This is a genomic window from Cupriavidus sp. (assembly GCF_057315035.1).
Map to the genome: position 1 here is coordinate 70,667 of NZ_DBHKYV010000035.1, position 24,777 is coordinate 95,443.

The window sequence follows — 24,777 nt, forward strand, 5'->3', positions numbered from 1 at the left end:
GAAAGGACTCGCCATGGCCTCCTCGACCGGTTTCAACCCATACAGGCGCGACCTGCCAACCGCTTTCCAGGCGATCCGCAAGCTGCTGGCGGACGGCAACGACACCGAGCAGGTATTCCGTATCATGCGCGCGCTGAATGGCCCCTCGATGCCGAGAAACTACAGGCGCCTGCTGGGCACGCCCGAAGGCCGGCGCATGGCCTATCAGCGCATCGAACTGGCCGAGAAACTATGCGATCCGGCATTCATTGCCAGCTTTGCGCCGGGCACCGTGGGTGCTGCCTATCGCGGTTTCCTGGAGAAGACCGGCTATAGCGCGGACGGGCTGGCCAAGGTTTCAAACCTGAACCAGGAGCCGATCGTTGAAGACGCCTATATGTGGTTTGGGCGCCGGACGCGTGACATCCACGATATCTGGCACGTGCTGACGGGCTATCGCGCCGACGAAAGCCTTGGCGAAGCCGCACTCGTGGCGTTCAGCTATGCACAGACCAGCGGCAAGGGCTGGGCGTTCATTGCGGTCGCCGCATCGCTGAAAAGCTGGCGCGTGACGCGCGGCCTGGCGTTCGCGCGCGCGGTGCTGGAGGGCTACCGGCTTGGGCGGCGCGCCAGCTGGTTGCTCGGCGAAGACTATGAAGCGCTGCTCAACGAGCCGATCGAAGCCGCGCGCGAACGGCTGGGCATTGCCCAACCGGTCCGCTATCTCGCGTGCAATCCGGCGCAGCAATGGACCGCGTGAGGCGCTGCCCGGATTCTTGACACACATGACGTCTATTTAATCGGACCGCTATTCCTCGCCAGTGCTCCAGTTGCCATAGTCCTAGGACCACTCAGTTTCTGCAAGGTCATCCAGGCAATTCGACTCGATACCACTCCCAAGCGAGGAGATCCATGGAAGCAACCCTGAAGTACTGTTCGGCCGCATTGATCGCTGCTTGTTCCGCCAGTGTCATGGCGAGCGATACAGCCCAAATCACCGTCAAGGGAAAACTGTCGCCGCACTCGTGCTCGATGAATATCACGAACAACGGCTCTGTCGATGTCACCCCGGCGGCGTCGGCGCTCATCCTCAACCAAACCAATGCCGCAGCACTGGAAGACAAGACCCTGACGCTGATGATCACCTGCTCCGCGCCGACCCGCTTTGCAATCAGCACCACGGACAATCGCGCCGGCACGCACACCGCACTGCACCCCTACACTCCCGAGCATGATCATTACGGACTGGGTACACAGGACGGCAAGAAGGTTGGCTCATACGTGCTTTCGCTGAGGACCGCCGGCTCCAGCGGCGATGGGCGTGATCTGGTCCACCTGCTCCGGAATGCTCCGTCAACCAGCACCAGCGCGTGGACGGTTGGCTTAGCGCCACCGCAGAGCGGAGGCGTCCGTACCGCCCCGGGCCATCGGCAGCATGCCTGGGCGGCACCGGGAGGCAACACGCCGAGTGCCTTCACAGTCGTCACCCTGCCGCTTTCCATCAAGACGCGTCTGACCAGCAAGAAGGAACTGGCGGATCTCAGCAACGGCCTGACCATCGACGGTTCCGCCACCATATCGCTGTTCTATCTCTGACCGGATGCCGCCCATCAACAGACAAAAAAAGCGACCCACCGGGTCGCTTTCTTCATGATGGCAATCGCCGTTGACGTCAGACGATCTTGCAAGCCTCGTCGAAAGCCAGACGCGGCAGGCGCGGATGCAGCTTGTCGACCTCACCGTAGCCCAGGTTGATCAGGAAGTTGACCGACCATTTGCCATCGGCGAAGAACGCGGCGTTGACCTTGGCGGCATCGAAGCCGGCCATCGGGCCGCAGTCGAGGCCCAGGGCGCGGGCGGCCAGGATGAAATAACCACCTTGCAGCGAGCTGTTCATCAGCGCGTCGCGGGCAATCTTCTCGGTGTTGCCGGCATACCACGAGCGCGCATCGGCGTGCGGGAACAGCTTGGGCAGTTGGTCATGGAACGCGTTGTCGAACGCGACGATGGCCGTCACCGGCGCGGAGCGCGTCTTCTCGACATTGCCCGCCGAAACGCAATCCACCAGGCGAGCCTTCTGCTCGGCCGACTTCACGAACACGATACGGGCTGGCGAACCGTTGGCGGCGGTCGGGCCGAACTTCATCGCTTCGTAGACCTGCTTCAGCAGCGCATCGTCCACATGCTTGTCTTGCCACACATTATGCGTGCGGGCTGCAGTGAACAATTGTGCAAGGACTGCCTGATCAACGGATTTCATTGCGCGTTTTCCGGATTCTGTGATGTAAGAAAGCGCGATTGTACCGAAGCATGCCGAGGCGCACCCACAAGCAGTTTGATGAAGCCGTTCAATTCCGTTCGTCGGAGGCGGCACTGCCCCCAGTGCGCCGGGTGAGCCACAATACACCGAGCAGGATCAGGCCGCCCCCGATGGCCTGCGTGGCGCCAATGTGCTCGCCGAGCAACGCTGCCGCCAGCACCACGGTCACAACCGGTTCGAGGGTCGACAGCATCGACGCCTTCGCGGCCCCAAGTTTCTGCAGTCCGGCGAAGAAGGTCAGGATGGCCAGCACGGTGGACACCAGCGCAATCGCCAGCAGGGCCAGCCAGCCGCCTGCGCTGGACGGAAACTGCGGCGGCATTCCGGCGCCCGTGCGCAGGATGCCGACGATCACATAGACCAACGCCGCGGCCGAGCAGATCACCGTGGTCGTGGCAATGGCATTGACGCCTGCCGTCACGCGGGCGCCCACCACGATATAGATCGAATAGATCACGGCCGCCGCAACACCCAGTGCAATGCCGAGCGGCGTGCCTTCGCCACCGCCCACGGTCAGCCCGGCGCCGACCGAACACAACACCAGCGCGATCACGGCCGAGGTAGTAAGCCGCTCCTTGAGGAAGATCGCCGCGAGGATCGTCACGAACAGCGGGTACAGGTAGAGCAGCAGCGCCACCAGGCTGGCCTGCGCGTGATTGAGGGCCGTAAAGAAGCAATACGACTGGCTGACGTAGCCAATGCCACCCATGGCGGCAAGCGCCAGGACGCGTCGCCACGGCGGCAAGGCAATGCCGCGCGTGCGCAAGACCACCGCCATCGCGCAGGCGGCCAGCACGAAACGCACTGCCAGCAGTCCATAGACATCGGCCCCGGCGGCATAGGCAAAGCGCGCAAAGATGGCCATGGCGCCAAATGCGCTGGCCGAGAGCGCGATCAGCAGCACGCCGGCGAGCTTGTCGCGGGCGTGGGCCAGGTTGCCGGTGGCGGAAGCGGTCATATCGGCGATAAGTCAGCGCAAAACCTGCATTCTACTGACGTGCGAGGCACGCGCGGCAGCGCCGGCGAGGCTGCACTACAATAGCGGCCATCATGTTCAATCCCTCAAGAGAAGAAGTCCGCCGTTTCTTCTGCGAAGCCTGGCAGAAGCGCGTCGCGGGCAATGTCCTCACGCCGCTCGAGGCCATCGCGGTCGACTGGATCGACCAGCATCCCGAATACCACGCGCTGCTGGACGACACCGAAGGCGCGCTGACACGCGACTACACGCCCGAGGACGGCCAGACCAACCCGTTCCTGCATCTGGCGATGCATCTGTCGATCTCCGAACAGGTGTCGATCGACCAGCCGCCGGGTATCCGCGCCGCCTGCGAAGCACTTAGCCGGCGGCTCGACTCGCCGCACGAGGCCCAGCACCAGATCATGGAAGCGCTCGGGCAGATGCTCTGGAATGCACAACGCAACGGCATGCCACCGGACGGGCAAGCCTATGTCGATGACATCAGGCGGCGCGCGGCAGGCTGACCGGTAGCCTCAACGCTGACTGCATTGCCAGACATCCACCGACAAGCGTGCTTTGCGGCACGTGCTAGGCTTGCGGACATCCTTGTCCTTGCTGCGTCGGGATCACTGGAGCGGAAATCGCCGCTACCGGTGATCAACCCTGCCGATGCGGCGCATCCTGCTCATGCATCACTCCGTGTCCGTTTCCGCCGGCGTTCGCCGTGCGGCCACGCCGTCCCTGTTGTCCGCGCTGGCCATGGCCTGCTTCACGCTGTGCATGCCCGGCGTGGCGCAAGCCGCGGTGGCGTTGCTGCAGCCTCCCCGCATCGTCGACGGCACCAAACCGTTGACGCTGACGTTGCTGATCACGGCTGACGACGACACGCGCCGGTACGCCGTGCCCGACACCTTGCAGGTCACCGCCGTCGGCGACCTTGCCGCACCGGTCCGCATGGATCTCAAACGCGTGGGCAAGGGACCAAACGTGCTGAACCTGCGGCGCGGAGAGAATCGCACCGTCAGCTATGTGGCCGACTGGCCGGTCGGCCTGCGCGGCCAGGTCCGGCTAGATGTGGCCGGCATCGATGCGGCCCCCGTGACCATTTCGCTGAACCGCGCGCCATTGCCGGGCGAGGCCACGCCCACCGCACCCGTGGTAGTCGCCAGGCCGACGGCGCCCGCATCCACGGCAGCCACGTCCGAAACCGAACTCGCAAATGCCCAGGGCACGCCGCAACCCGACGGCGCGGTCACGCCCGTGGTTTCGGCGGCCAATGGCGGTGCGCCGGGCCCCGCTCCGGCCGACCTGCGCGACGCCCAGCGCCTGTCGTTCAACGAGCCGATGTACATCATGTTCGGCGCCCACAACGGCGCCAACGCCAAGTTCCAGATCAGCTTCAAGTACCGGATTTTTGAAGGCGAGAACCCGAGCTCGAAATCGGTGCTGGACAACCTCTATTTCGCCTATACCCAGTTCTCGCTCTGGGACCTCGCGGGCGACTCCCGCCCATTCAAGGACACCAATTACCGGCCCAGCCTCTACTACTACCTGTCCGATACCGGCGTAAAGAACAGCGTGATCAGCCGCCTGTCGATCGCCACCGGCTTCGAGCACGAATCGAACGGCCGCGACGGCGCCGATTCGCGGGCGGTCAACACGCTGTTCGTCAAACCCACCATGTATTTTGGCGACCAGACCGACTGGCACTGGCGCGTGGCGCCGAAGATCTATGGCTACGTCGGCAAGAGCGACAACGAGGACATCGCCCACTATCGCGGCTACATGGACCTCAACGTCGCGTATGGCAGGCCCGATTCCTGGGAATTCGCGGCGACCCTGCGCAAGGGTACGCGCAAGGGCTATGGCAGCATCGATGCGCAGGTCACCTATCCGCTGGCGCGGCTGTTGCCCGGCACGGCCGGTTACCTGATGGCCGGCTACTTCTACGGCTATGGCGAAAGCCTGCTCTACTACAACCAGAAGACGCCGTGGCAGTTCCGCATCGGCTATGCGCTATCGCGCTAGGCCGGCTGAAACGACAACGCCCGGAGACCGTGCGGCCTCCGGGCGTTTTTTCATACTGTCGGGGCGTGCGTATCAGCGCGGCGCCGACACCGTCACCAGCGCCGGTCGCAGCACGCGGTCGGCAATCGTGTAGCCACGTTGCAGCACGCTGACCACCGTATTCGGCTCCTGCTCCGACGGCACCATTGAAATGGCCTGGTGGCGATGCGGATCGAACTTCTCGCCTACCGGGTTCAATTCGACGATCTTGCCGCGCTCGAATGCGGCGGCCAGTTGGCGCGCGGTCAGTTCCACGCCTTCGCGCAGCTTGGCCAGGTCGCCGGTATTGTCGGCCAGCGCGGCCTGCAGGCTATCCATCACGGGCACAAGGTTGTCCGCGAAGTTCTCGATCGCAAACTTGTGCGCCTTGGCCACTTCGTCCTGCGAACGGCGGCGGATGTTCTCGCCTTCGGCGGTGGCGCGCAGGAACATGTCGAAGTGTTCCTTGGCCTTGGCCTCCAGCTCGGCCACCTGTTGCGTCAGGCGGGCGATATCGTCACCGCCGGCGGCCGCAGCCTCGGGCGCCTGCGCACGCACGGCGTCATCGGCCGTCTGTTGCGTCTCTGGATTTGGCGTCTGATTCTGTTCTTCCATGTCGATTCGTATCAAAGCTAAAACGCGACCCGCGCTGACAGCGGGCCGAGGGATGGTTCGGGTGCCAAACCGGCAAGTCTAGCCGCACTTGGCGACGCCCCTCCAGTTTTTCAAGTGTGGAGATTCAGAAACGCCGAAATACGCCGTTACAAAGCCCTGTTTCATGAAATCTGGTGTTTATTGATTTGCTGCAACGCAAACACTAAGATTCAAGCAGGAAAAAATGACAAAAATAACGGGAGCCAGAGGTGGATCATTTTGGTGCATCCTTGGGACGATTCGCCATGCACAAGTTGCCTGTCGTGACGCTCTGCCTGCTTGCCGCGCTGACGGCAATGACGGCCTTTATCTGCCTTTCCGAGGCGTTCGCTCCGCGCGACACCGAGTATGGCAGCGGCAAGGCCGTGTTCAAGCATTACCTCATCCAGTACGTCCAGTAACCCTTCCCCTGCGACCCGCCGTGGCGCATCCGCCCTGGCGGGAAGCGTTTGTACGGCGAATTCGCCCGAGTTCCGCCTGATTCCTACTGCTTGAAATCGTCGATGCGGCGCCGGTCACGCTTGGTCGGACGCCCCTGCAATTGCGCCGCCGGTTCGGGCTGCAGGCGGCGCCGATCCGCCTCGATCTGGCGCCTGGACTGGCTTTGCCCGGTTTCCGCATAGGTAGTCTGGGCAATCGGTGCCGCACCGCGTGAGGCCGGAATACCCTTGACCTCCACTTCCCAGCGCTGCTGGTGCGCCTCCAGCACCACCATGTCGCCGGGCTTCACCTCGCGCGAGTTCTTGACGGCCTGTCCGTTCACCGTCACCCGGCCACGCTCCACCGCATCGGCGGCCAGCGAGCGCGTCTTGAAGAACCGTGCGCACCACAGCCATTTGTCGATGCGCATCCGCGCACCGGCTTCAAAATCCACTTGCATCGTCAACTCCTGCCTGCTTCCTGCCCCCAGCCATCTCAGGCTGCGGCGCCCCGTGTCTGCGCGCGCGTGCGCCGCGCTTCCAGATCATGCGGATGCGGCAATTTCAGTGGCCAACCCTGCAGATGCTGCAGGGCAATGTCGGCCAGGCCCGCAATCCATACCTCGGAATCATTCATGCATGGAATGAAATGGAACGCCTTGCCGCCCGCCACGCGGAACTCGGTCTGGCCTTCCATGGCGATTTCTTCCAGCGTTTCGATGCAATCCGCCGGAAAGCCGGGACAGAACACATCGACGCGTCCGGTGCCGACCTTGCCCAACTCGGCCAGCGTGGGTGCCGTATAGGGCTGCAGCCATTCCGCCTTGCCAAAACGAGACTGAAACGTCACCTGGTACTGCCCAAGCTGCAGGTCCAGCGCTTCACCAAGCAGACGGCCCGTCTTCAGGCATTCGCAATGATAGGGATCGCCGAGATCGAGCAACCGTCGCGGCAGGCCGTGGAACGACAAAATCAGCTTGTCGCCGCGCGCGAAGTCCGGCATGCCGTGCTGCAGCCAGTAACCGCGGACCTGCGCGGCCAGCGCGGCAATATAGGACGAATGATCGTGGAAATGCTTGACCAGCCGGATCTCGGGCTGGTTGCGCCAGTTCGACATGACGCGGAACACCTCGTCGAACGCGGTGGCTGTCGTGGTGCCCGAGAACTGCGGATATAGCGGCAGCAGCAGGATCTGTTCGGTGCCCTGGCGGCGCAGCGTCTCCATGACCGACTCGATCGACGGGTTGCCATAGCGCATTGCGCACGCCACGGTCACGTCATGGCCAAGTTTCTGCATCAGCAGTTGCAGCGCGTGCGCCTGGCGCTCGGTATGGACCAGTAGCGGTGACCCGGTCATATGCGCCTCGCGCAACCAGATCGACTCGTACTTGAGGGCCGACGCACGCGAGCGGAATGGCAGGATCAGCCCGTACAGGATCGGCAGCCAGGCGAGCCGCGGAATCTCCACGACACGCGGGTCCGACAGGAAGGCCTTCAGGTAACGTCCTACCGCCTTGGGCGTGGGGGCGTCGGGCGTGCCGAGATTGATCAGCAGGATTGCGGTGCGCGGCGGCTGGCCGTGCTGGTATGCCGGTTCAGGCGAAAACGTCATGGGGTTTCCGTTGCAAGGCCGGGGGCGCTGGCAAAAGCCGGGTTGTCGCCGGCCAGAGGATCTGGCCGGTATGGGAAAGACTGCCAGACCGGGCCACTAGTTCTGGCTGAGCGCGCTGGAAAGCAGCCGCGCGGTGATGTCGACGATCGGGATTACGCGCTCGTAGGCCATGCGGGTCGGGCCAATGACGCCGAGCGTGCCGACGATCTGGCCGTCCACCTCGTACGGCGCCGTGATCACGGCCATGTCCTCGATCGGCACGAGCTGGCTTTCGCCGCCGATGAAGATCTGCACGCCCTGCGCGTGGCTCGACACATCGAGCAGCTGCAACAGGCTGGTCTTGTGCTCGAAGACGTCGAACAGGCGGCGCAGCTTGTCCATGCTCGACGACAGGTCTTCCACTTCCAGCAGCTTGCGCTCGCCGGAGATGAATACCTGCTCGCCATTGTCCTCGGCCATGGCACTGCTGCCGGCCTCCACGGCCGCCTGCATCAGCGCCGACATGTCACGCCGCAGCGCCTGCAGTTCCACGCGCAGATGGTCTCGCACGGCGTTGAAGCTCATGCCCGCATAGTGCGCGTTGAAGAAATTGGCGGCCTCGATCAGCTGGGCCGGCGTGTACGACAGCTCGGTCTGGATGATGCGGTTCTGGACGTCGCCTTCCGGGCTGACGATGATCAGCAGGATGCGCTTGTCTGACAACCGCATGAATTCCACCTGCCGGAATGACTGGGCGCGCCGTGGGGTCATTACCACGCCGGCAAAATGCGAAAGGTTTGAGAGCGTATGCGCGGCCGCCGTGATCATGCGCTGCGGACCGAGTTGCTGGTTGGCCATCTGGCCCTGGATCTGGTCCGTCAGGTTGGCCAGCTCGGATGCCAGCCCGGACGCGCCCTCCAGCGGGCGTGCCGTCAGCATCGAATCCACGAACAGCCGGTACCCGCGCGGCGTGGGAATGCGGCCAGCCGACGTGTGCGGGCTGGCGATGAAACCCATTTCCTCGAGGTCAGACATCACATTCCGGATGGTCGCCGGCGACAGGTCCAGACCCGAGTACTTTGACAGGGTCCGCGAGCCCACGGGCTGCCCTTCGGCGATGTAGCGCTCGATCAGGGTCTTGAGAAGCGTTTTCGAACGTTCGTCCATGATGTCGGGATTTTAATCAAAACCGGAAGGTTCTGGCGTCACGTTGTGTGCGCATGACCCAAAGCTGACAACGGTCATGCCGGTATGGTCTAATCCCGCCATGTCTGCCCCCTCCAAGCCAGGCGCCCTGCGCGCCCCGTTCAAGACCGTCGCCCTGGTGGGCCGGTACTCGACCGCAGGTATCGAAGGCCCGCTCGAAGAGATCGCGTCCTGCATTTCCCGCAACGGCCAGGATGTGGTGTTCGAGCGTGAGACCGCGATGGCCACGGGCCTGACCGGCTATCCGGTACTGACCCCCGACGAGATCGGCCGGCAGGCCGACGTGGCGGTGGTGCTCGGCGGCGATGGCACCTTGCTGGGGCTCGCGCGCCAGCTGGCCGGCCACGACGTGCCCGTGATCGGCGTGAACCATGGCCGGCTGGGCTTCATGACCGATATCCCGCTGGAGGACGTCGCCACCGCGCTGCCCGAAATGCTGGCCGGCCGCTATGAGGCCGAGTCGCGCATGCTGCTCGAATCGCGTGTGATCCGCGACGAAGCCGTGATTTTCTCGGCGCTGGCATTCAATGACGTGGTGGTCAACCGGTCCGGCATCTCGGGCATGGTCGAACTGGCGGTCTCCGTCGACGGCTATTTCATGTACAACCAGCGCTCGGACGGCCTGATCGTGTCCACGCCGACCGGCTCCACCGCCTACGCGCTGGCCGCGGGCGGTCCGATCCTGCATCCGACGCTGTCGGGCCTGGTACTGGTGCCGATTGCCGCCCATGCGCTGTCGAACCGGCCCATCGTGTTGCCGCACGATGCCGAGGTCACGATCGAAGTGGCCAGTGCGCGCGATGTCAGCGTCAACTTCGACATGCAGTCGCTGGCGTCGCTGCTGCCGGGCGACCGAATCGTGGTGCGGCGTTCGGCCAAGACCGTCAACCTGCTGCATCCGGTGGGCTACAACTACTACGCCACGCTACGCAAGAAGCTGCACTGGCACGAGTACCCGACCGAAGACAACCGGCTCTGAGCCCCACCTGCGTCTCTCACGTCACGCCCACCCACCGCCCAAGATGCTGCGCAGCCTGTCCATCCGCGATTTCGTCATCGTCGATACGCTCGACCTCGACTTTTCGACCGGCTTCACCGTGTTCACCGGCGAGACCGGCGCGGGCAAGTCGATCCTGATCGATGCCCTGGCGTTGGTGCTTGGCGAACGCGCCGATGCCGGCGTGGTGCGCGAAGGCGCGGCCCGTGCCGGCATCAGCGCCACATTCCACACCCATGCGGTACTCGATGCCTGGCTGGCCGAGCGTGAGCTGGCGGGCGACGACGATACGGTGCTGTTGCGCCGGACCGTCGATGCATCGGGCCGCAGCAAGGCCTTTATCAACGGCGCGGCCGCCACGCTGGCGCAACTGCGCGAAGTGGGCGACCAGCTCGTCGACATCCATGGCCAGCATGCCCATCAGTTGCTGCTGCGCCCCGATGCCCAGCGCCAGCTGTTCGATGCCCATGCCGGCCTGATCGAACAGTCCGGTGCCGTTGCCGAGGCCTGGCGCGTGTGGCGCGCCTGCGTGAAGCAGCGCGAGGCGGTCGAGCACCAGTCACGCGAGATGCAACTTGAACGCGAGCGGCTGGAATGGCAGGTCGGCGAACTCGACAAGCTGGCCCCGCAGCCGGGCGAGTGGGAAGAGATCCAGTCCGAATACAACCGGCTGTCGCATGCGGCCGGCCTGATCGACGGCAGCCGCGCCGCGCTCGACGCGTTGTCAGAGTCGGATGGCGCCGTGACCTCGGTGCTCAATGGCGTGGTGCATCGGCTGCAGCAGCTGGCCGATGTCGACGTCGCGCTGCGCGACGTGCTGGCCGCGCTGGAACCGGCGCTGGTGCAGGTCGAAGAAGCCGCGCATTCCCTGAACCGCTACGTCGACCGGCTCGAACTCGATCCCGAACGGCTGCAGGCCGTGGAAGACCGCATGCAGGCGCTGCACGCCACGGCGCGCAAGTACCGCCTGCCCCCGGAGCAGTTGTCCGACGAACTGCTGGCCCGCAAGCAACAGCTCGACGACCTGCAGGCCGCCCAGGACATCAACAAGGTACTGGCGCGCGAGGCCGCCGCGCGTGCCGCCTACCTGACGCTGGCGCAACACCTGTCGGCCGCGCGCAAGATTGCCGCCGACGCACTGTCTGCAGCCGTCACCGATGCCATGCAAGGGCTGTCGATGGCGGGCGGGACTTTTGCCGTCGCCTTGAATCCGCTCGAAGAAGGCCAGAGCCACGGGCTCGAACAGGTGGAATTCCTGGTGGCCGGCCATGCCGGCGTCAGCGCGCGACCGCTCGCACGCGTGGCATCGGGCGGCGAACTTGCACGTATCAGCCTGGCCATCTCGGTCATCACCAGCGAAGCCGCGCCCACGCCGACGCTGATCTTCGACGAGGTCGATACCGGCATCGGCGGCGCGGTGGCCGAAGTCGTGGGACGTCGCCTGCAGGAACTGGGCCGGTCGCGCCAGGTACTGTGCGTCACGCACCTGCCGCAGGTGGCAGCGCAGGCCGGCACCCATCTGCTGGTCAGCAAGGAAAGCCGCGAAGACAGCCAGGGCGCGGTCACGCGCTCGCGCATCCGCGTGCTGGACGACGGCGGCCGCGTCGACGAAACCGCCCGCATGCTCGGTGGCGCGACCGTGACCGCCACAACCATGCAACATGCCAGGGAGATGCTGGCCCAGGGCGCGCGCGCCGCGGCGCAGGCGGCCAATGCCCCACGCGAAACCGGCGGCCGGAAATCGCGCCGCGCGGCGGGCTGAGGCTGTGCCACCCGTCATGAACCTAGTATCAGGAGTTTCAAACCGATGACTCATGGCAAACTGCCTTCGATCCACCGCCGACTCGCCGTGGCCACGTTTGCGGCGCTGACACTGGGCGCCGCAGTCTCGGGCTGCGCGTCGGAGTCGAAGTCGTTTGCGCCGCCGCGCGGCAGCATTACCGACGACCGCGCCATTGGCGATATCCTGGTCCAGTTCACGCCGCCCGAAGTGGTCGCGTCCGAGGATGCGGGCAAGCTGCTGGCGGCCGTCGCGGGGCCGGTGCGCTATGTGGTCAAGCGCCCAATGTCCGGCGGCGTGTGGCTGGTCACGGCCATCACGGCATCGGCCGACGTCACGCTCGACCAGGCGGTCGCCACCTTGCAGGCGGCACCCCGCGTGGCATCGGCCACGCCGGACCGCATGCTGAAGCCGCATCGCACGATGCCAGTCGGTCGCGACATGCCGAATCCTGAAACATCGAAGCCTTGAAGCCTTGAAGCCTTGAAGCCTTGAAGCCTTGAAGCCTTGAAGCCTTGAAGCCAGCGCCTTAACGTATCACCACATAAAGCATCGCCACATAATCAATCAGCAGTTCACATCACAAGATCTCCGCAGGAGTGCAGATGTCGTACGCCAAGCTGAAGTACCAAGGGTCAATCATTGCAGCACTGCTGGCCGTCGCTGGCGCGACGCTCGGCGTGCCCGGTGCCGCGCAGGCATCGGAGGCCGACACACCGGCACTACGCGCCGCGCCGGTCTATACGGGCAACTACATCGTACGGTGGCGCGATGGCAGCCAGACCGTCGACACCACTGCCGACACGACGCGCATGCGCCGCGTGGAAGCCAACACGGGCCTGACGCTATCGGTCAGGCGTCCCATGGCCAGTTCGCTGCAACTGCTGACCATCAAGGACAGCCGCGGTGACGATCCCGAAACGGTGGCCAAGCGGCTGCGTAACGATCCGCGCGTGGCGGACGCGGTGCCCGACCGCTGGCTGCGCCTGCATGACACGGTACCGAACGACACCGACTTCGCCAACCAGATCTATCTGGGCGCGCCGGCAACGGTCGCCGGTGGCGCCAACCTGCCCCGCGCCTGGGACCGCTCGCGTGGCAGCAGCAATGTCGTGATCGCGGTGGTCGATACCGGTTACCTGGCGCATCCCGATCTGGCGGGTAGGCTGGTGGCGGGCTATGACTTCATCAGCTCGACCACGGTGTCGGTCGATGGCGACGGCCGCGACAGCGATCCGACTGACCCGGGCGACTATGTGCCGACTGGCACCACGTGCTCCGATGGCACAGGCGCGTCCAACAGCACGTGGCACGGCACGCGCGTGGCCAGCGTGCTCGGCGCGGCAACCAACAACGCGCTGGGCATAGCCGGCGTCGACTGGACGGCACGCATCCAGCCGGTACGTGTATCGGGCCGCTGCGGCGCGCTGCTGTCCGATACCGTCGACGGCATGCGCTGGGCGGGCGGCCTGAGCGTACCGAATGTGCCAGCCAACCCCACGCCAGCCCGCGTGGTGAATGTCAGCCTTGGCGGCGGTAGCTGTTCGAGCATCGAGCAACAGGCCGTGAACGACCTGAACGCTGCCGGCGTGATCGTGGTTGCCGCTGCCGGCAATTCGGCCGGCGCGGTCGAGGCACCGGCCGATTGCAGTGGCGTGATCGCCGTGACGGCCCACGCCAACGATGGTGAGAATGCCAGCTATGCGAACATTGGCACGCAAGTCGCGCTCAGTGCGCCAGGGGGTGGCTGTGGCAATTCGAAGGTGGTGGTCACCGGCGGCGTGGCGACCTGCGCAGCACCGAGCGGCCAGTCGTTTATCCGCACGCTGTCGAACGCGGGCGCGGCCGGACCCACGACCTACAACATCGTCAATTCGCAGGGCACCAGCTTCGCCGCGCCGATGGTATCCGGCGTCGTGGCGATGATGCTGGCAGTCAATCCGTCGCTGACGCCGGCCCAGGTCACTTCCTTGCTGAAAAGCTCCGCACGCGCGCATCCGGCCAACACGTTCTGCACCACCGGCAGCAACGTCGGCAAGTGCGGCGCGGGCCTGCTCGATGCCGATGCCGCACTGGCTGCCGCACCGAATCCGCCGTCGTCGGGCACGACTTCGCAGAGTACTTCCGGCGGTGGCGGCGGTGGCGGCGGCGCATTCGCGCCGTGGAGCGCGGCGGTCCTGCTGGCGATCGGGCTGATGGGATTTGCTACGCGGCGGCGGCGTTAGAAGTCAGTCGCGGATCCAGCACTGGCCCTCTCCCCCGGCCCCTCTCCCGCTCGCGGGAGAGGGGAGCAACCCCAACGCATTTCATCGACGCCGCTGGCCCCACCACTCCTGCAGCAGCCAGCAGCCAAAGCCTGCCGCGGCGCCCGCCGCATGCGCGCCGCGCACGACGCCGAAGCCCCACGACGGATCCAACACAATCGCGGCCAGCCACGACTGCTCGATCCACACCTTGCCGAGCACGATCACGCAGGTCACCACGCCGATCACGCGTGACCAGCCGTCTGCCTGCAGCAGCCGTAGCGCAACCCACAACGCCAAGCCATGGGTGGCGCCCGACAATCCGCCGTACCAGCCGATGGCCGGCATGCGCAGCAGCACTGCCTGCACCACCAGCCCACAGACCATCAGTACCACCAGCATCTCGCGGATACGCACCACCCGGCCGGCCAGCAGCAACAGGCCTGCCGTGGCACCGATATCGGCCAGGTAGTGCTGCCAGTCCAGATGCACCCACATTGCCGTGGCAACACGCCACCACTGGCCATCGCGCAACACTGCGTCGCGCACATAGAGTCCGTGCGCGTAGCACCACGGCACGAATGTGAACAGCGCTGCCAGCGCGGCCACGCCAGCCACCGTGGCCAGCATCGCCGGCCAGCCCGGCAAGGTGGCTTCAGCCCTCACCGAAGACCGCATGCCACAGTGCACGCACCGGGGCCGTCTGTTCGACGACGCTGTCTGGTGGCACGCGCGCCTGGTCCTGGCCATCGAGCCGCAGCTTGTGCTGGCGCGCACGGAACACCCGGTAGGCATCTCCCGCGGCCAGGGCCAGTCCCGCATCGATCAGGTTCAGCACGCCGGCCATGCGCAGTAGCGCGATATTGCCGGCGTTGCGCGTCAACTCGGGGTGCGCGCCGCTATGCAACAGCACCAGGTATTGCACCGTGAATTCGATGTCGACCATGCCGCCCCGATCATGCTTGAGATCGAACAGCTTGGTCGGATTCGGATGGCCCTCGGCCACCTTGGCGCGCATCTGCCCGATCTCTTCGCGCAACGCGGCAGGGTCGCGCGGCTGGCGCAGGATCTCGTCGCGCAGATCCTCGAAACGGTTGCCAATCTCGCGATCCCCGGCACCAAAGCGCGCGCGTGTCAGCGCCTGGTGTTCCCAGACCCACGCGGTGTTGTCGCCTTCGCGCGATTGATAGCGCCGGAACGCGTCGAAGCTCGTCACCAGCAGCCCGGCCGCGCCGTTCGGGCGCAGGCGCGTATCGACATCGAACAGCATGCCCGCCGCGGTATGGCTGGTGAGCCAGGTGATCAGCCGGCGCGCATAGGCGGCGTAGACATCGGGCGCACGCTCATGGTCGTCGTCGTAGAGAAAGATCAGGTCGAGGTCCGATGCGTAACCCAGTTCCTTGCCGCCCAGCCGGCCATAGGCAATGACGGCGAAACGCGGCGTGTCACGATGCCGCGTCGCCAGCTGGCGCCACACCGCCTGCATCGTGACTTCCAGCATGGCATCGGCCAGGTCCGAGAGGCGGTCAGCCACCTGCTCCACCGTCAACAGGCCCTGCAGATCCTGCAGCAGGATCCGGAAGGTCTCGGCATGGTGCTCGCGGCGCAGGATGTCCATCTGCGTTTCGACCTGGCCATCGGAAGCATGCAGCCGCTCCGCCAGACGCTCGCGGAATGCGGCCCAGTCGGGCGCGCTGGCCAGCGCATCGCTGTCGAGCAGTTCATCGAGCAGTTGCGGATGGCGGGTCAGGTAGGTGGCGGCCCAGCGCGATGCGTGCAGGGTCTGGGCCACGCGATCCATCGCCTGCGGGTATTCGGACAGCAGCGACAGGTACGACGCGCGTCGGCTGATCGCATCCAGGAAATCCAGGAAGCGCGCAATGGTGCCATCGGCGTCGTCCTGCTTCGCGGCCAGTTCGAGCGCGCGATTGACAAGCAGGTCGAAGCGGCCACGGCTGGTTTCCGACAACGCGCGATAACGCATCGAGGTGCCGATCGCGCGCAGCCGGTCGTAGAGGCCCGTGCAATCGCGAAATCCCGCGGCCTGCAATGCCTGGCACGGTGACGATTGCGGATCGGTCTCGTCGGCGTCGCCGGGATTGTCCTGGGCCGCGCGCGAAGCCATTTCCTCACGCACCAGCGCCGGCCAGAGCGGCTCGCTTTGCGCGGCGTCGGGATCGGCGAACGGATCGGCAAACGTGGCTTCGAACTGCTGCGCCACCGGCTCCATCAACGTGTTCATCTGGGCCACCAGCGCATCCCAGTCCGCGCAGCCCATCATCAGCGCCACCGCCGCGCGTTCATCGTCGGACGTTGGCAAATGATGGGTCTGGGCATCGTCGCGATACTGCAGCCGGTGTTCCAGCTGGCGCAGGAAACGGTAGGCGTCGGCCAGTTGTCCGGCCTGGCCCGCCGGCAACAGGTTGCGCGCCACGGCCACGTCGAGCACTTCCAGCGTCGGGCGAACGCGCAGCGCGGGATCCTGCCCGCCGCGAATCAGCTGGAACACCTGCGCCATGAATTCGATCTCGCGAATTCCGCCACGCCCGAGCTTGATATTGAACGAGCGCTGGTTCACGCCATGCCCGGCCAGCCCGCCGCTGCGCTTGGCGGCTTCGGCGCGAATCTGGGCATGCAGCGAGCGGATCGCGGCAATCACGCCGTAGTCGAGATAGCGGCGAAACACGAACGGCGTGGTCAGGCGCCCCAGCAACGCGGCAGCGCGCGCGGCATGCGGGGTATCGACGGCCGACACCACCCTGCCCTTGATCCACGCGTAGCGCTCCCACTCGCGGCCCTGCACCACCAGGTATTCCTCGAGCATGCCGAAGCTGCAGACCAGTGGGCCCGCATCGCCGTTCGGACGCAGGCGCATGTCGACGCGAAACACATAGCCGTCGCCGGTCACTTCCGCCAGCAGCGTGATCAGCCGCCGCCCGAGCCGGATGAAATACTCGTGATTCGACAGGCTGCGCGATCCACCCTGCGTGTCGCCATCCTCGTCGTAGAGAAAGATCAGGTCGATGTCGGACGATACGTTGAGCTCGCGCCCACCCAGCTTGCCCATGCCCACCACCACCAGCTCCTGCACCTCGCCGCTCTGGTCGCCGGTGGGCTTGCCAAAGGTGGTGGCCAGGTCATCGCCAAGCACGCGCAGGCCGTACTGGATCGACAGCTCGGCCAGATCGGTCATGGCACCGGTGATCTCGGCCAGCGTGGCCAGCCCGCGCAGGTCGCGCTCGATCACCGCGCACATGACTTCGGCACGCAACCGGCGCAGCGCCTGGCCCGCGGCGGCCTCGGCATCGGCCGCCGGCGCCTGCAATGCCTGCAGCCGCGCCTCCATCCAGCCCCGCGTAAGCGGCCCCGCCGACGCCTCGGCAATGATGGCCGGCAGGCCCGGGCGGGCGGTCAGCACACGCCGCGCGTAATGGGAGTACGCCGCCGAGTACAATACGTGGCCTTCGCATTCGGCGGGGGCCAGTCCGTGCGCCGTCATGGTGGCAAAGGCCCCCTGGGCCATGTTGCCGCTTGGGCCGGCGGCCCCGGGTGATGCAAGGATCGAAGTGGTTCCGGCGCCATCCGTCGGGCGCTGCGGGTCGATCGAAGCCGGGGCATGGCCCGCGGCGGAACTCGTCGGATCAGGGACAGTCATTCCATTTACTTTTGCTTGTCCGGGCAGGCGCCGTGAGAGACCGCGGTGGCGCTTGCACGCACCACTTTGGAGAGCGGCTAGTATTGTCGGATAATCTGCGCATGTCCAGCCGCCCAGCCGCCCCGGACGACGGTACCGCATCCCCACGCACGGGCGGCGATGGCGCCGTCGCGGTCGCCACCCCTTCCTCGCCTGCCACTGCCGCGCCCGGCCGCGGCCGGCGCCTGCTGGCGCTCGTCCGCACCGGACTGCGCGCCTGCCTGCAGGGCATCCGCACACTGGCACGCCATCCGGCCTGGGGACGCCTCTGGCGCGTGCTGGTCCGGATTGCGCTGGCGCTGGCCGCGCTGGCCATCGTCGCGGTACTGCTGATCCGCTTCGTGCTCTGGCCCCAGGCCCATTCCGCGCGCCAGTGGCTCGAACGACAGGGGTCGGAAGCACTATCCGCACAACTGAGCATCGGACAGCTCGACACCTACTGGGACGGCTGGCGCCCTGCATTCCGCGCCCGCGACGTGCGCGCCGTCGATCGCCAGCAACGCACCTTGCTGGCGGCGGCATCGCTCGAAGGCAAGCTGTCGTGGCAGTCGGTGCCGGCCTTGACGCTGCAGTTCGCCAGCCTGACCGCCGACCGCACCGATGTGCTCGTGCGACGCACGCCCGAAGGCCGCCTGCTGGTGGCGGGCGTTCCGGTCGAGGCGACCCAGCGGTCCAGGGACAACGACCCCTTCCTGAACTGGCTGCTGACGCAGGGCCGCATCGAACTGGTCAGCGGCAACCTGCGCTGGCTCGACGAGAAAGCCAAGCTCCCGCAACTGGACGTAGCCGACATCCATTTCGTCGCCGAACGCCATGGTGCCCAGCACACGGTACGGCTGGAGGCGCACAGCGCTTCGCTGGCGGCCCAGCCACTGGTGTTCCAGGCCAACCTGCGGCACGACTACCTGCATGGCGCGGGCAACTGGCGCCACTGGGCCGGCCAGGCCAGTTGGGCATTCAACCAGTTGCAGTTGCCCGTGGTGCAGCGCTACCTGGCGATCTTCGACAACGTCAACAGCGGCGTCTTCAGCACCGATGGCACGGTCGACCTGCGCGGCGGCCACGTGCTGCGCAGCCAACTGCGCCTGCGTGCTACGGGCGTGGACCTGCAACTGTCGGGCGCACCGGCACCACTCAAACTGGCCAACGCCCAGGCCCTGCTGCTGCACAAGGGGGACCGGGCTGGCAACAACACGCTGACGATCGACACGCTGCTGTGGCAAGCCGAGCCACTGGCCGGACCGCCCTCGGCGTCAGACAGCTCGTGGCGCGAAGGCATGCGCAAGGTCACGGTCGGCTGGACGCGCGACAATGCCGGCCAGTTGCGCAAGTTCTCGTTGCGCGCGCCAACCTTCGACCTCAACACGGTACGCGCGCTGGCGGCCTCGATGCCGATCGATACGGCGGTGCTGCGTCAGTTGCGGGCACTGCAGCCGGCCGGAAATATCGACAACCTCGACGTGAGCTGGGCCCGCGAGCGCGCCAGCATGCTGTCGCGTCAGCCAGGGGCGCCTCACTACACGGTGCAGGGCACGCTGCGCGGCGTATCGGTCAACAGCCAGCCGGCAATGCCTGCCGTGGGCCCCGATGGCAAACCCCATGCGGGCACGCCCGGCTTCAGCAAGCTGTCCGGCAATTTCAGCTTTGACGATCGCCAGGGCACCGCGCGCGTGGACAGCAGCGGCGCCGCGCTGATGTTCCCCGGCGTGTTCGAGGATCCGGTGGTGCCGTTCGACCTGCTGCGCGGCGAGGTGCGCTGGACGCATGAAGGCGACACGCTCGTGGTTCGCACCGACGGCATCCACTTTGCCAATGCCGACACCGCTGGCAACTTGCGTGGCAGCTGGCGCGCCGGTGGCGACGGCAACAGCGGCATCGCGGACCTGTCCGGCGAACTGGAGCGCGCGCTGGCCAATCGCGTGCCCCGCTACCTGCCGCTGACCATGCCCGCCACGCGGCACTACCTGCAAGGCGCCCTGGTCGATGGCGAGGCCCATGACGTCAAGTTCCTGGTCAAGGGCGACCTGCACCACTTCCCGTTCCATCCGCCGTTTGCCAAGGCCGGCGATTTTCGCGTGGAAGTGCCGGTACGCAACGTGACCTACCAGATCGCCCCGCATGAGACCGGTACCAATATTGGCGGCAGTGCCCACGGCAATGGCACGGGCAATGGCACGGGCAATGGCGCCGCGAATGGTGCCGGCACCGCGTGGCCCGATTTCACCGATATTTCCGGCAACCTGCTGTTCGAGCGCAGCAAGATGTCGTTTGTGGCCCGGCAGGCGGGCGTAAAGGGCATCCCGGGTGTCACCGTGCGCGACGTCAACGGGCAGATCGACGACCTTGGCGATCATGGTCACCTGATGATCGATGGCTCGGCTTCCGGCACGGTGCAGGGTTTCCTGCGCTACGTCGCCGCCACTCCGGTCAACGGCTGGACCGGCAATATCACCGAGAACGCGCGCGCACCGGGCCATGGCGAACTCAAGCTCAAGCTCGACCTGCCATTGAGCCATGCGGCCGGGTCGAAGGTAAATGGCGAGTTCCGCTTCCCCGGCAACGACGTCACGCTGTTCCCCGACCTGCCCACGCTGTTCGGCGCCACGGGCGCGGTGGCCTTCGACGAACACGGCTTCCAGCTCAACAATGTGCGCGGCCGGTTCCTCGGTGGCGAGACCCGCATTACCGGCGGTACACAGCCCGATGGCACCACGCACGTGGCCGTGGGCGGCACCGCCACCGCACAAGGCCTGCGTGACGCGCTGGGCCCACGCGCGGCAGCGCTCGGCACACGCATCGACGGCGCGACGCCTTACAGCGCGGTGGTCGGCGTGCGCGACAAGCGCCTGCAGATCCAGGTGGCATCCGAACTCAACGGCCTGGCGCTGAACCTGCCTGCCCCGCTGGGCAAAGCAGCCGGCCAGGACATGCCGCTGCGTTTCGAGCTGCGGCCTTCGCCGAACCGCGCGGGACTTGACGATGTCACGCTGCAACTCGGCAACAACGCCAGCGCACGCTATGTGGTACGCCGGAACGAAAGCACCGAAGTCATTGCCGGCGGCATTGGCGTGGGGCAGCCCGCACCACTTCCCGCCAGCGGCGTCACGGCGGCGGTGACCGCCGAGCGGCTCGATGTGGATGCATGGCGCGGCGTGTTCGATACATCGTCGGGCGACCGCAGGCCGGCGGACGAAGTGGACCGCTCGTCGCCATTCCTGCCCGAGCGCGTGTCCGTGCGTACCAAGGTTCTCGACGCGTTCGGCCGCAGCCTTGACGATGTCCAGATCGACACGCGCCGCGAAAGCGGCGGCTGGAACCTGCAGGTCACCTCGCGCCAGATCGCCGGCACCGGCCAGTGGCGCCGCGATGCCAGCCATCCTTCGGGGTCGCTCGCGGTGCGGCTTTCACACCTGGATATCCCCGATGCCACCGACGACGGCCATATGACCGAAGCCATGACGCGCAGCATCGAGGAATTGCCCGCGCTGGACCTGGTGGTCGACAAGTTCGTGTTGCATGGCCGCGATTTTGGCAAGCTCGAAGTCAAGGCGCATACCAGTCACACCGACAACCAGCCGGTCTGGACGCTGGACAGCCTGACCATCGAACAACCGGGCGCAACGCTGACCGGCAGCGGCAGCTGGCGGCTGCCGCGCCGCCTGCGCGAGGCTGCGGCACAGGACAGCGCATCGCCCACCGAAGGCCGCCGCACGCTGCTGAACTTCAAGCTCGACATCCGCAACGCCGGCGACGTGCTGGACCGCATGGGCATGGCCCACACGCTGCGCGACGGCAAGGGCGTTCTCGAAGGCCGCATCGCATGGCGCGGATCGCCGATGTCGATCGACTATCCCACGCTGACCGGCAAGCTGTCGATGAAGCTCGAGAATGGCCAGATCCTCAGCGTGGACCCTGGCGCGGCGCGCCTGCTCGGGGTGCTGAGCCTGCAAAGCCTGTTGCGTTTTGCCACGCTCGACTTCCGCTCGCTGACCAGCAAGGGGCTGGTATTCGACGATGTCACCGGTTCCGGCACCATCGAGAACGGCGTGGGCAAGATCGAGGAATTCCGCTTCAAGGGCAGCCAGGTCATGGCGTCGATGACCGGCTCGGCCGATCTGCTGCATGAGACCCAGGACCTCGACGTGGCCGTGGTTCCGCGCATCAACGCGACCACCACGTCGGTGGCGGCGGCGTTCATCAATCCGGTGCTTGGCATCGGCACGCTGGCCGCGCAACTGATGTTCGCCGACGAATTCTCCAAGGTGTTCACGCAGCACTACCGCGTGAGTGGGTCGTGGGCCGACCCCAAGGTCACCAAAGTGGAGGACAATAAGTCGCGCCAGCCGCCGGTGCAGGAGCGTTCCGGCGCCTATCCGCGCTAACCCCCGCACCAGGTCCACCGGCCTTGCGCCGGCATGATCGAAAAGGAAGCCACGATGACCGCTCAGACACCGTTCCGCGTTGCCGCGATCCAGACCGTCACGGGGACGTCGCTCGACGACAACCTCGCACGTGCCGACCAACTGATCGCCGAGGCCGCAAACGGTGGAGCCGAGCTGGTACTGCTGCCCGAGTACTTTTGCCTGATGGGCCGGCATGAATCGGACAAGGTGGCCATCCGCGAACAGGATGGCGATGGCCCGGTGCAGCGCTTTCTTGCCGATGCCGCGCGACGGCACCGCATCTGGCTCGTCGGCGGCACGCTGCCGATGTGGTGTGGCGATGACAACCGCGTCTACAACACGTCGCTGGCGTTCGACCCGCGCGGCGAACGCGTGGCGCGTTACGACAAGATCCATTTGTTTGGCTTCACCAAGGGCACGGAAAACTTCGACGAATCGCGCACGATCCTGGCCGGCAAGTCGCCGGTGTCATTCAACGCGCCATGCGGCCGGGTAGCCATGTCGGTCTGCTACGACCTGCGCTTTCCGGAGCTATACCGCGGCCTGGCTGACGACAAGGCAGGCGACGGCATCAGCTTGATATTGATGCCGGCCGCCTTCACCTACACCACCGGGCAGGCCCACTGGGAAATCCTGCTGCGCGCGCGGGCCATCGAGAACCAGTGCTATGTGCTGGCCGCGGCACAGGGTGGCAAGCATGAGAACGGCCGGCGTACCTGGGGCCACTCGATGCTGGTCGACCCGTGGGGCGAACTGATGGGCGTCTTGCCCGAAGGCGAAGGTGTGGTATCGGGCGTGATCGATCCGGCCCGCCTTGCCGAAGTGCGCCAGAACCTTCCTGCGTTGCGGCATCGCGTGCTGTAGGATGCAGGGCATTACCGTTTGCATTTCACCGTGGCCTGCGCGCCACGGGGCTCAAGACCAAGGACAATCATGAACGCCGGAGATCTCGGAATCCGCAACCTGGCCACCGCGCAACAGCTGCTGCTGGCACCGTATGGTCTCGACGAGGCCAAACTACAGCGCGTACTGGCCGACATCTTCACGCACAAGGTCGACTATGCCGACCTGTACTTCCAGCACACGCGCAACGAGGCGTGGAGCCTGGAAGAAGGCATCGTCAAGTCCGGCAGCTTCAGCATCGACCAGGGCGTGGGCGTGCGCGCGGTCTCGGGCGACAAGACCGCCTTTGCCTACTCCGACGACATCAGCCTCGCGGCGCTGTCGCAGGCCGCCGCGGCCACGCGCACGATCGGCAAGGCCGGCAGCGGCCGGGTCAAGGTAGCTGGCGCCATGGCATCGCAGACTGGCCGCAACCTCTACACGCCGAACGACCCGCTCGACTCGATGACCGCCACCGAAAAGGTGGCCCTGCTGGAACGGATCGAGAAGATGGCACGTGCCAAGGACCCGCGCGTGGTGCAGGTCATGGCCGGGCTGGCCGGTGAATACGACGTGGTGCTCGTGGCCCGCAGCGACGGCGTGATTGCCGCCGACGTGCGCCCGCTGGTGCGCGTCTCGGTGACCGTGATCGTCGAACAGAACGGCCGACGCGAAATTGGCTCGTCCGGCGGTGGCGGCCGTTATGCATATGGCTACTTTACCGACGAACTGCTGCGCAAGTACGTGGATGAAGCCGTGTCGTCGGCACTGGTCAACCTGGAAGCGCGCCCGGCCCCGGCCGGCGCGATGACCGTGGTACTGGGCCCGGGCTGGCCCGGCGTGCTGCTGCATGAAGCGGTCGGCCACGGCCTGGAAGGTGACTTCAACCGCAAGGGCTCGTCGGCATTCGCAGGCCGCATGGGCGAGCGCGTGGCCGCCAAGGGCGTGACCGTGGTGGACGACGGCACGATTGAAAACCGCCGCGGATCGCTGAACCTCGACGACGAAGGCAACCCGACCCAGTGCACCACGCTGATCGAGGACGGCATCCTGACCGGCTATATCCAGGACACGCTCAATGCGCGCCTGATGAAGATGCCGGTCACCGGCAATGCGCGCCGCGAAAGCTATGCCGCGCTGCCGATGCCGCGCATGACCAATACGTACATGCTCAATGGCGACAAGGACCCGCAGGAAATCCTCGCCAGCGTGAAGCGCGGCCTCTACGCCGTGAACTTCGGTGGCGGCCAGGTCGACATCACCAATGGCAAGTTCGTGTTCTCGGCCAGCGAGGCCTACATGATCGAGGATGGCAAGATCACGTATCCGGTCAAGGGCGCGACGCTGGTCGGCAACGGCCCCGAATCCCTCAAGGACGTGACCATGATCGGCAACGACATGCGCCTCGATTCCGGCGTGGGCGTCTGCGGCAAGGAAGGCCAGAGCGTACCGGTGGGCGTAGGCCAGCCGACGCTGCGCATCGAAAACATGACAGTAGGCGGCACGGCTTAAAAAACCCCGCTGTTTTGCTCCCCTCTCCCGCACGCGGGAGAGGGGTTGGGGGTGAGGGCCAGCGGTTCAAATTGCAATCGCCGCGTCTTGATA

At 65.9% G+C, this 24,777-nt stretch carries 20 protein-coding genes; 12 read left to right on the plus strand and 8 right to left on the minus strand.

Going from position 1 to position 24,777, the window contains the following annotated elements:
* The first annotated feature begins 13 nt into the window (after window positions 1–13).
* Both ACO550_RS30300 and ACO550_RS30305 read left to right on the plus strand, forming a co-directional pair.
* Complete coding sequence (locus ACO550_RS30300) at window positions 14–739, plus strand: Coq4 family protein (protein ID WP_315598074.1); 726 nt, start codon at window positions 14–16, stop codon at window positions 737–739.
* Between the two features lie 152 nt (window positions 740–891).
* Window positions 892–1,575 carry a DUF1120 domain-containing protein gene (locus tag ACO550_RS30305; RefSeq protein ID WP_315598075.1) on the plus strand — a complete coding sequence of 228 codons (684 nt, stop codon included), beginning with the start codon at window positions 892–894 and terminating at the stop codon, window positions 1,573–1,575.
* Window positions 1,576–1,651: 76 nt separating this feature from the next.
* Here ACO550_RS30305 and ACO550_RS30310 read toward each other — a convergent pair whose 3' ends face one another.
* A complete protein-coding gene (locus tag ACO550_RS30310; RefSeq protein ID WP_315598076.1) occupies window positions 1,652–2,239 on the minus strand; it encodes a malonic semialdehyde reductase in 588 nt (195 codons plus the stop codon).
* Between the two features lie 88 nt (window positions 2,240–2,327).
* The gene (locus ACO550_RS30315; RefSeq protein WP_315598077.1) at window positions 2,328–3,257 is read right to left on the minus strand and encodes a DMT family transporter; all 930 of its coding nucleotides are present in this window, start codon (window positions 3,255–3,257) and stop codon (window positions 2,328–2,330) included.
* A gap of 92 nt (window positions 3,258–3,349) precedes the next feature.
* On the opposite strand from ACO550_RS30315, the gene ACO550_RS30320 reads away from it, so the two are divergent.
* Both ACO550_RS30320 and ACO550_RS30325 read left to right on the plus strand, forming a co-directional pair.
* On the plus strand, window positions 3,350–3,781 hold the full coding sequence (locus ACO550_RS30320; RefSeq protein WP_315598078.1) for a DUF1841 family protein: 432 nt from the start codon (window positions 3,350–3,352) through the stop codon (window positions 3,779–3,781).
* Window positions 3,782–3,944: 163 nt separating this feature from the next.
* Window positions 3,945–5,285 (plus strand): phospholipase A, encoded by a 1,341-nt coding sequence (locus ACO550_RS30325; protein ID WP_485995061.1) that lies wholly within the window; start codon window positions 3,945–3,947, stop codon window positions 5,283–5,285.
* Between the two features lie 72 nt (window positions 5,286–5,357).
* Here the strand turns inward: ACO550_RS30325 and grpE are convergent, their stop codons facing one another.
* Window positions 5,358–5,918 carry a nucleotide exchange factor GrpE gene (grpE, locus tag ACO550_RS30330; RefSeq protein ID WP_315598079.1) on the minus strand — a complete coding sequence of 187 codons (561 nt, stop codon included), beginning with the start codon at window positions 5,916–5,918 and terminating at the stop codon, window positions 5,358–5,360.
* Between the two features lie 284 nt (window positions 5,919–6,202).
* Between grpE and ACO550_RS30335 the strand changes: the two genes are divergently transcribed.
* Entirely contained in the window at window positions 6,203–6,358 is a 156-nt protein-coding gene (locus ACO550_RS30335; protein ID WP_315598080.1) for a hypothetical protein, read from the plus strand.
* A gap of 83 nt (window positions 6,359–6,441) precedes the next feature.
* On the opposite strand, the gene ACO550_RS30340 is transcribed toward ACO550_RS30335, so the two are convergent.
* The 3 genes from ACO550_RS30340 to hrcA form a co-directional block, all read right to left on the minus strand.
* Window positions 6,442–6,837: an RNA-binding S4 domain-containing protein gene (locus ACO550_RS30340; protein WP_315598081.1), complete on the minus strand. Its 396-nt coding sequence runs from the start codon at window positions 6,835–6,837 to the stop codon at window positions 6,442–6,444.
* Window positions 6,838–6,872: 35 nt separating this feature from the next.
* Window positions 6,873–7,988: a ferrochelatase gene (gene hemH / locus ACO550_RS30345; protein WP_315598082.1), complete on the minus strand. Its 1,116-nt coding sequence runs from the start codon at window positions 7,986–7,988 to the stop codon at window positions 6,873–6,875.
* Window positions 7,989–8,084: 96 nt separating this feature from the next.
* Complete coding sequence (gene hrcA / locus ACO550_RS30350) at window positions 8,085–9,134, minus strand: heat-inducible transcriptional repressor HrcA (RefSeq protein WP_315598083.1); 1,050 nt, start codon at window positions 9,132–9,134, stop codon at window positions 8,085–8,087.
* A 100-nt stretch (window positions 9,135–9,234) separates the two neighbouring features.
* Between hrcA and ACO550_RS30355 the strand changes: the two genes are divergently transcribed.
* The 4 genes from ACO550_RS30355 (at window position 9,235) to mprA (ending at window position 14,175) form a co-directional block, all read left to right on the plus strand.
* Entirely contained in the window at window positions 9,235–10,152 is a 918-nt protein-coding gene (locus tag ACO550_RS30355) for an NAD kinase (protein WP_315598084.1), read from the plus strand.
* Between the two features lie 43 nt (window positions 10,153–10,195).
* The gene (recN, locus tag ACO550_RS30360; protein ID WP_315598085.1) at window positions 10,196–11,932 is read left to right on the plus strand and encodes a DNA repair protein RecN; all 1,737 of its coding nucleotides are present in this window, start codon (window positions 10,196–10,198) and stop codon (window positions 11,930–11,932) included.
* A 45-nt stretch (window positions 11,933–11,977) separates the two neighbouring features.
* Window positions 11,978–12,421 carry a hypothetical protein gene (locus ACO550_RS30365; protein WP_315598086.1) on the plus strand — a complete coding sequence of 148 codons (444 nt, stop codon included), beginning with the start codon at window positions 11,978–11,980 and terminating at the stop codon, window positions 12,419–12,421.
* 134 nt (window positions 12,422–12,555) lie between these two features.
* Window positions 12,556–14,175, plus strand: a complete 1,620-nt coding sequence (mprA, locus tag ACO550_RS30370) for an MprA protease, GlyGly-CTERM protein-sorting domain-containing form (protein ID WP_315598087.1) — start codon at window positions 12,556–12,558, stop codon at window positions 14,173–14,175.
* Between the two features lie 81 nt (window positions 14,176–14,256).
* Here the strand turns inward: mprA and rrtA are convergent, their stop codons facing one another.
* A complete protein-coding gene (rrtA, locus tag ACO550_RS30375) occupies window positions 14,257–14,871 on the minus strand; it encodes a rhombosortase (protein ID WP_315598088.1) in 615 nt (204 codons plus the stop codon).
* Window positions 14,849–17,716 (minus strand): bifunctional [glutamate--ammonia ligase]-adenylyl-L-tyrosine phosphorylase/[glutamate--ammonia-ligase] adenylyltransferase, encoded by a 2,868-nt coding sequence (gene glnE / locus ACO550_RS30380; RefSeq protein ID WP_485995062.1) that lies wholly within the window; start codon window positions 17,714–17,716, stop codon window positions 14,849–14,851. Before glnE ends, rrtA begins: the two co-directional genes overlap by 23 nt.
* Window positions 17,717–17,949: 233 nt before the next feature.
* On the opposite strand from glnE, the gene ACO550_RS30385 reads away from it, so the two are divergent.
* The 3 genes from ACO550_RS30385 (at window position 17,950) to tldD (ending at window position 24,684) form a co-directional block, all read left to right on the plus strand.
* Window positions 17,950–22,269, plus strand: a complete 4,320-nt coding sequence (locus ACO550_RS30385) for a YhdP family protein (protein ID WP_315598090.1) — start codon at window positions 17,950–17,952, stop codon at window positions 22,267–22,269.
* Between the two features lie 54 nt (window positions 22,270–22,323).
* Window positions 22,324–23,154: a nitrilase-related carbon-nitrogen hydrolase gene (locus ACO550_RS30390; RefSeq protein WP_315598091.1), complete on the plus strand. Its 831-nt coding sequence runs from the start codon at window positions 22,324–22,326 to the stop codon at window positions 23,152–23,154.
* A gap of 69 nt (window positions 23,155–23,223) precedes the next feature.
* Window positions 23,224–24,684 (plus strand): metalloprotease TldD, encoded by a 1,461-nt coding sequence (gene tldD, locus ACO550_RS30395; protein WP_315598092.1) that lies wholly within the window; start codon window positions 23,224–23,226, stop codon window positions 24,682–24,684.
* The last annotated feature ends 93 nt before the right edge of the window (window positions 24,685–24,777 follow it).

Coding starts and splice junctions, on each gene's coding strand:
- rrtA (WP_315598088.1), bottom strand. CDS start 14,871: ATGCGGTCTTCGGTGAGGGCTGAAGCCACCTTGCCGGGCTGGCCGGCG.
- mprA (WP_315598087.1), top strand. CDS start 12,556: ATGTCGTACGCCAAGCTGAAGTACCAAGGGTCAATCATTGCAGCACTG.
- ACO550_RS30355 (WP_315598084.1), top strand. CDS start 9,235: ATGTCTGCCCCCTCCAAGCCAGGCGCCCTGCGCGCCCCGTTCAAGACC.
- ACO550_RS30365 (WP_315598086.1), top strand. CDS start 11,978: ATGACTCATGGCAAACTGCCTTCGATCCACCGCCGACTCGCCGTGGCC.
- tldD (WP_315598092.1), top strand. CDS start 23,224: ATGAACGCCGGAGATCTCGGAATCCGCAACCTGGCCACCGCGCAACAG.
- ACO550_RS30315 (WP_315598077.1), bottom strand. CDS start 3,257: ATGACCGCTTCCGCCACCGGCAACCTGGCCCACGCCCGCGACAAGCTC.
- ACO550_RS30390 (WP_315598091.1), top strand. CDS start 22,324: ATGACCGCTCAGACACCGTTCCGCGTTGCCGCGATCCAGACCGTCACG.
- grpE (WP_315598079.1), bottom strand. CDS start 5,918: ATGGAAGAACAGAATCAGACGCCAAATCCAGAGACGCAACAGACGGCC.
- ACO550_RS30305 (WP_315598075.1), top strand. CDS start 892: ATGGAAGCAACCCTGAAGTACTGTTCGGCCGCATTGATCGCTGCTTGT.
- hrcA (WP_315598083.1), bottom strand. CDS start 9,134: ATGGACGAACGTTCGAAAACGCTTCTCAAGACCCTGATCGAGCGCTAC.
- ACO550_RS30340 (WP_315598081.1), bottom strand. CDS start 6,837: ATGCAAGTGGATTTTGAAGCCGGTGCGCGGATGCGCATCGACAAATGG.
- glnE (WP_485995062.1), bottom strand. CDS start 17,716: ATGGCCCAGGGGGCCTTTGCCACCATGACGGCGCACGGACTGGCCCCC.
- ACO550_RS30310 (WP_315598076.1), bottom strand. CDS start 2,239: ATGAAATCCGTTGATCAGGCAGTCCTTGCACAATTGTTCACTGCAGCC.
- ACO550_RS30335 (WP_315598080.1), top strand. CDS start 6,203: ATGCACAAGTTGCCTGTCGTGACGCTCTGCCTGCTTGCCGCGCTGACG.
- ACO550_RS30300 (WP_315598074.1), top strand. CDS start 14: ATGGCCTCCTCGACCGGTTTCAACCCATACAGGCGCGACCTGCCAACC.
- recN (WP_315598085.1), top strand. CDS start 10,196: ATGCTGCGCAGCCTGTCCATCCGCGATTTCGTCATCGTCGATACGCTC.
- ACO550_RS30325 (WP_485995061.1), top strand. CDS start 3,945: ATGCATCACTCCGTGTCCGTTTCCGCCGGCGTTCGCCGTGCGGCCACG.
- ACO550_RS30320 (WP_315598078.1), top strand. CDS start 3,350: ATGTTCAATCCCTCAAGAGAAGAAGTCCGCCGTTTCTTCTGCGAAGCC.
- ACO550_RS30385 (WP_315598090.1), top strand. CDS start 17,950: ATGTCCAGCCGCCCAGCCGCCCCGGACGACGGTACCGCATCCCCACGC.
- hemH (WP_315598082.1), bottom strand. CDS start 7,988: ATGACGTTTTCGCCTGAACCGGCATACCAGCACGGCCAGCCGCCGCGC.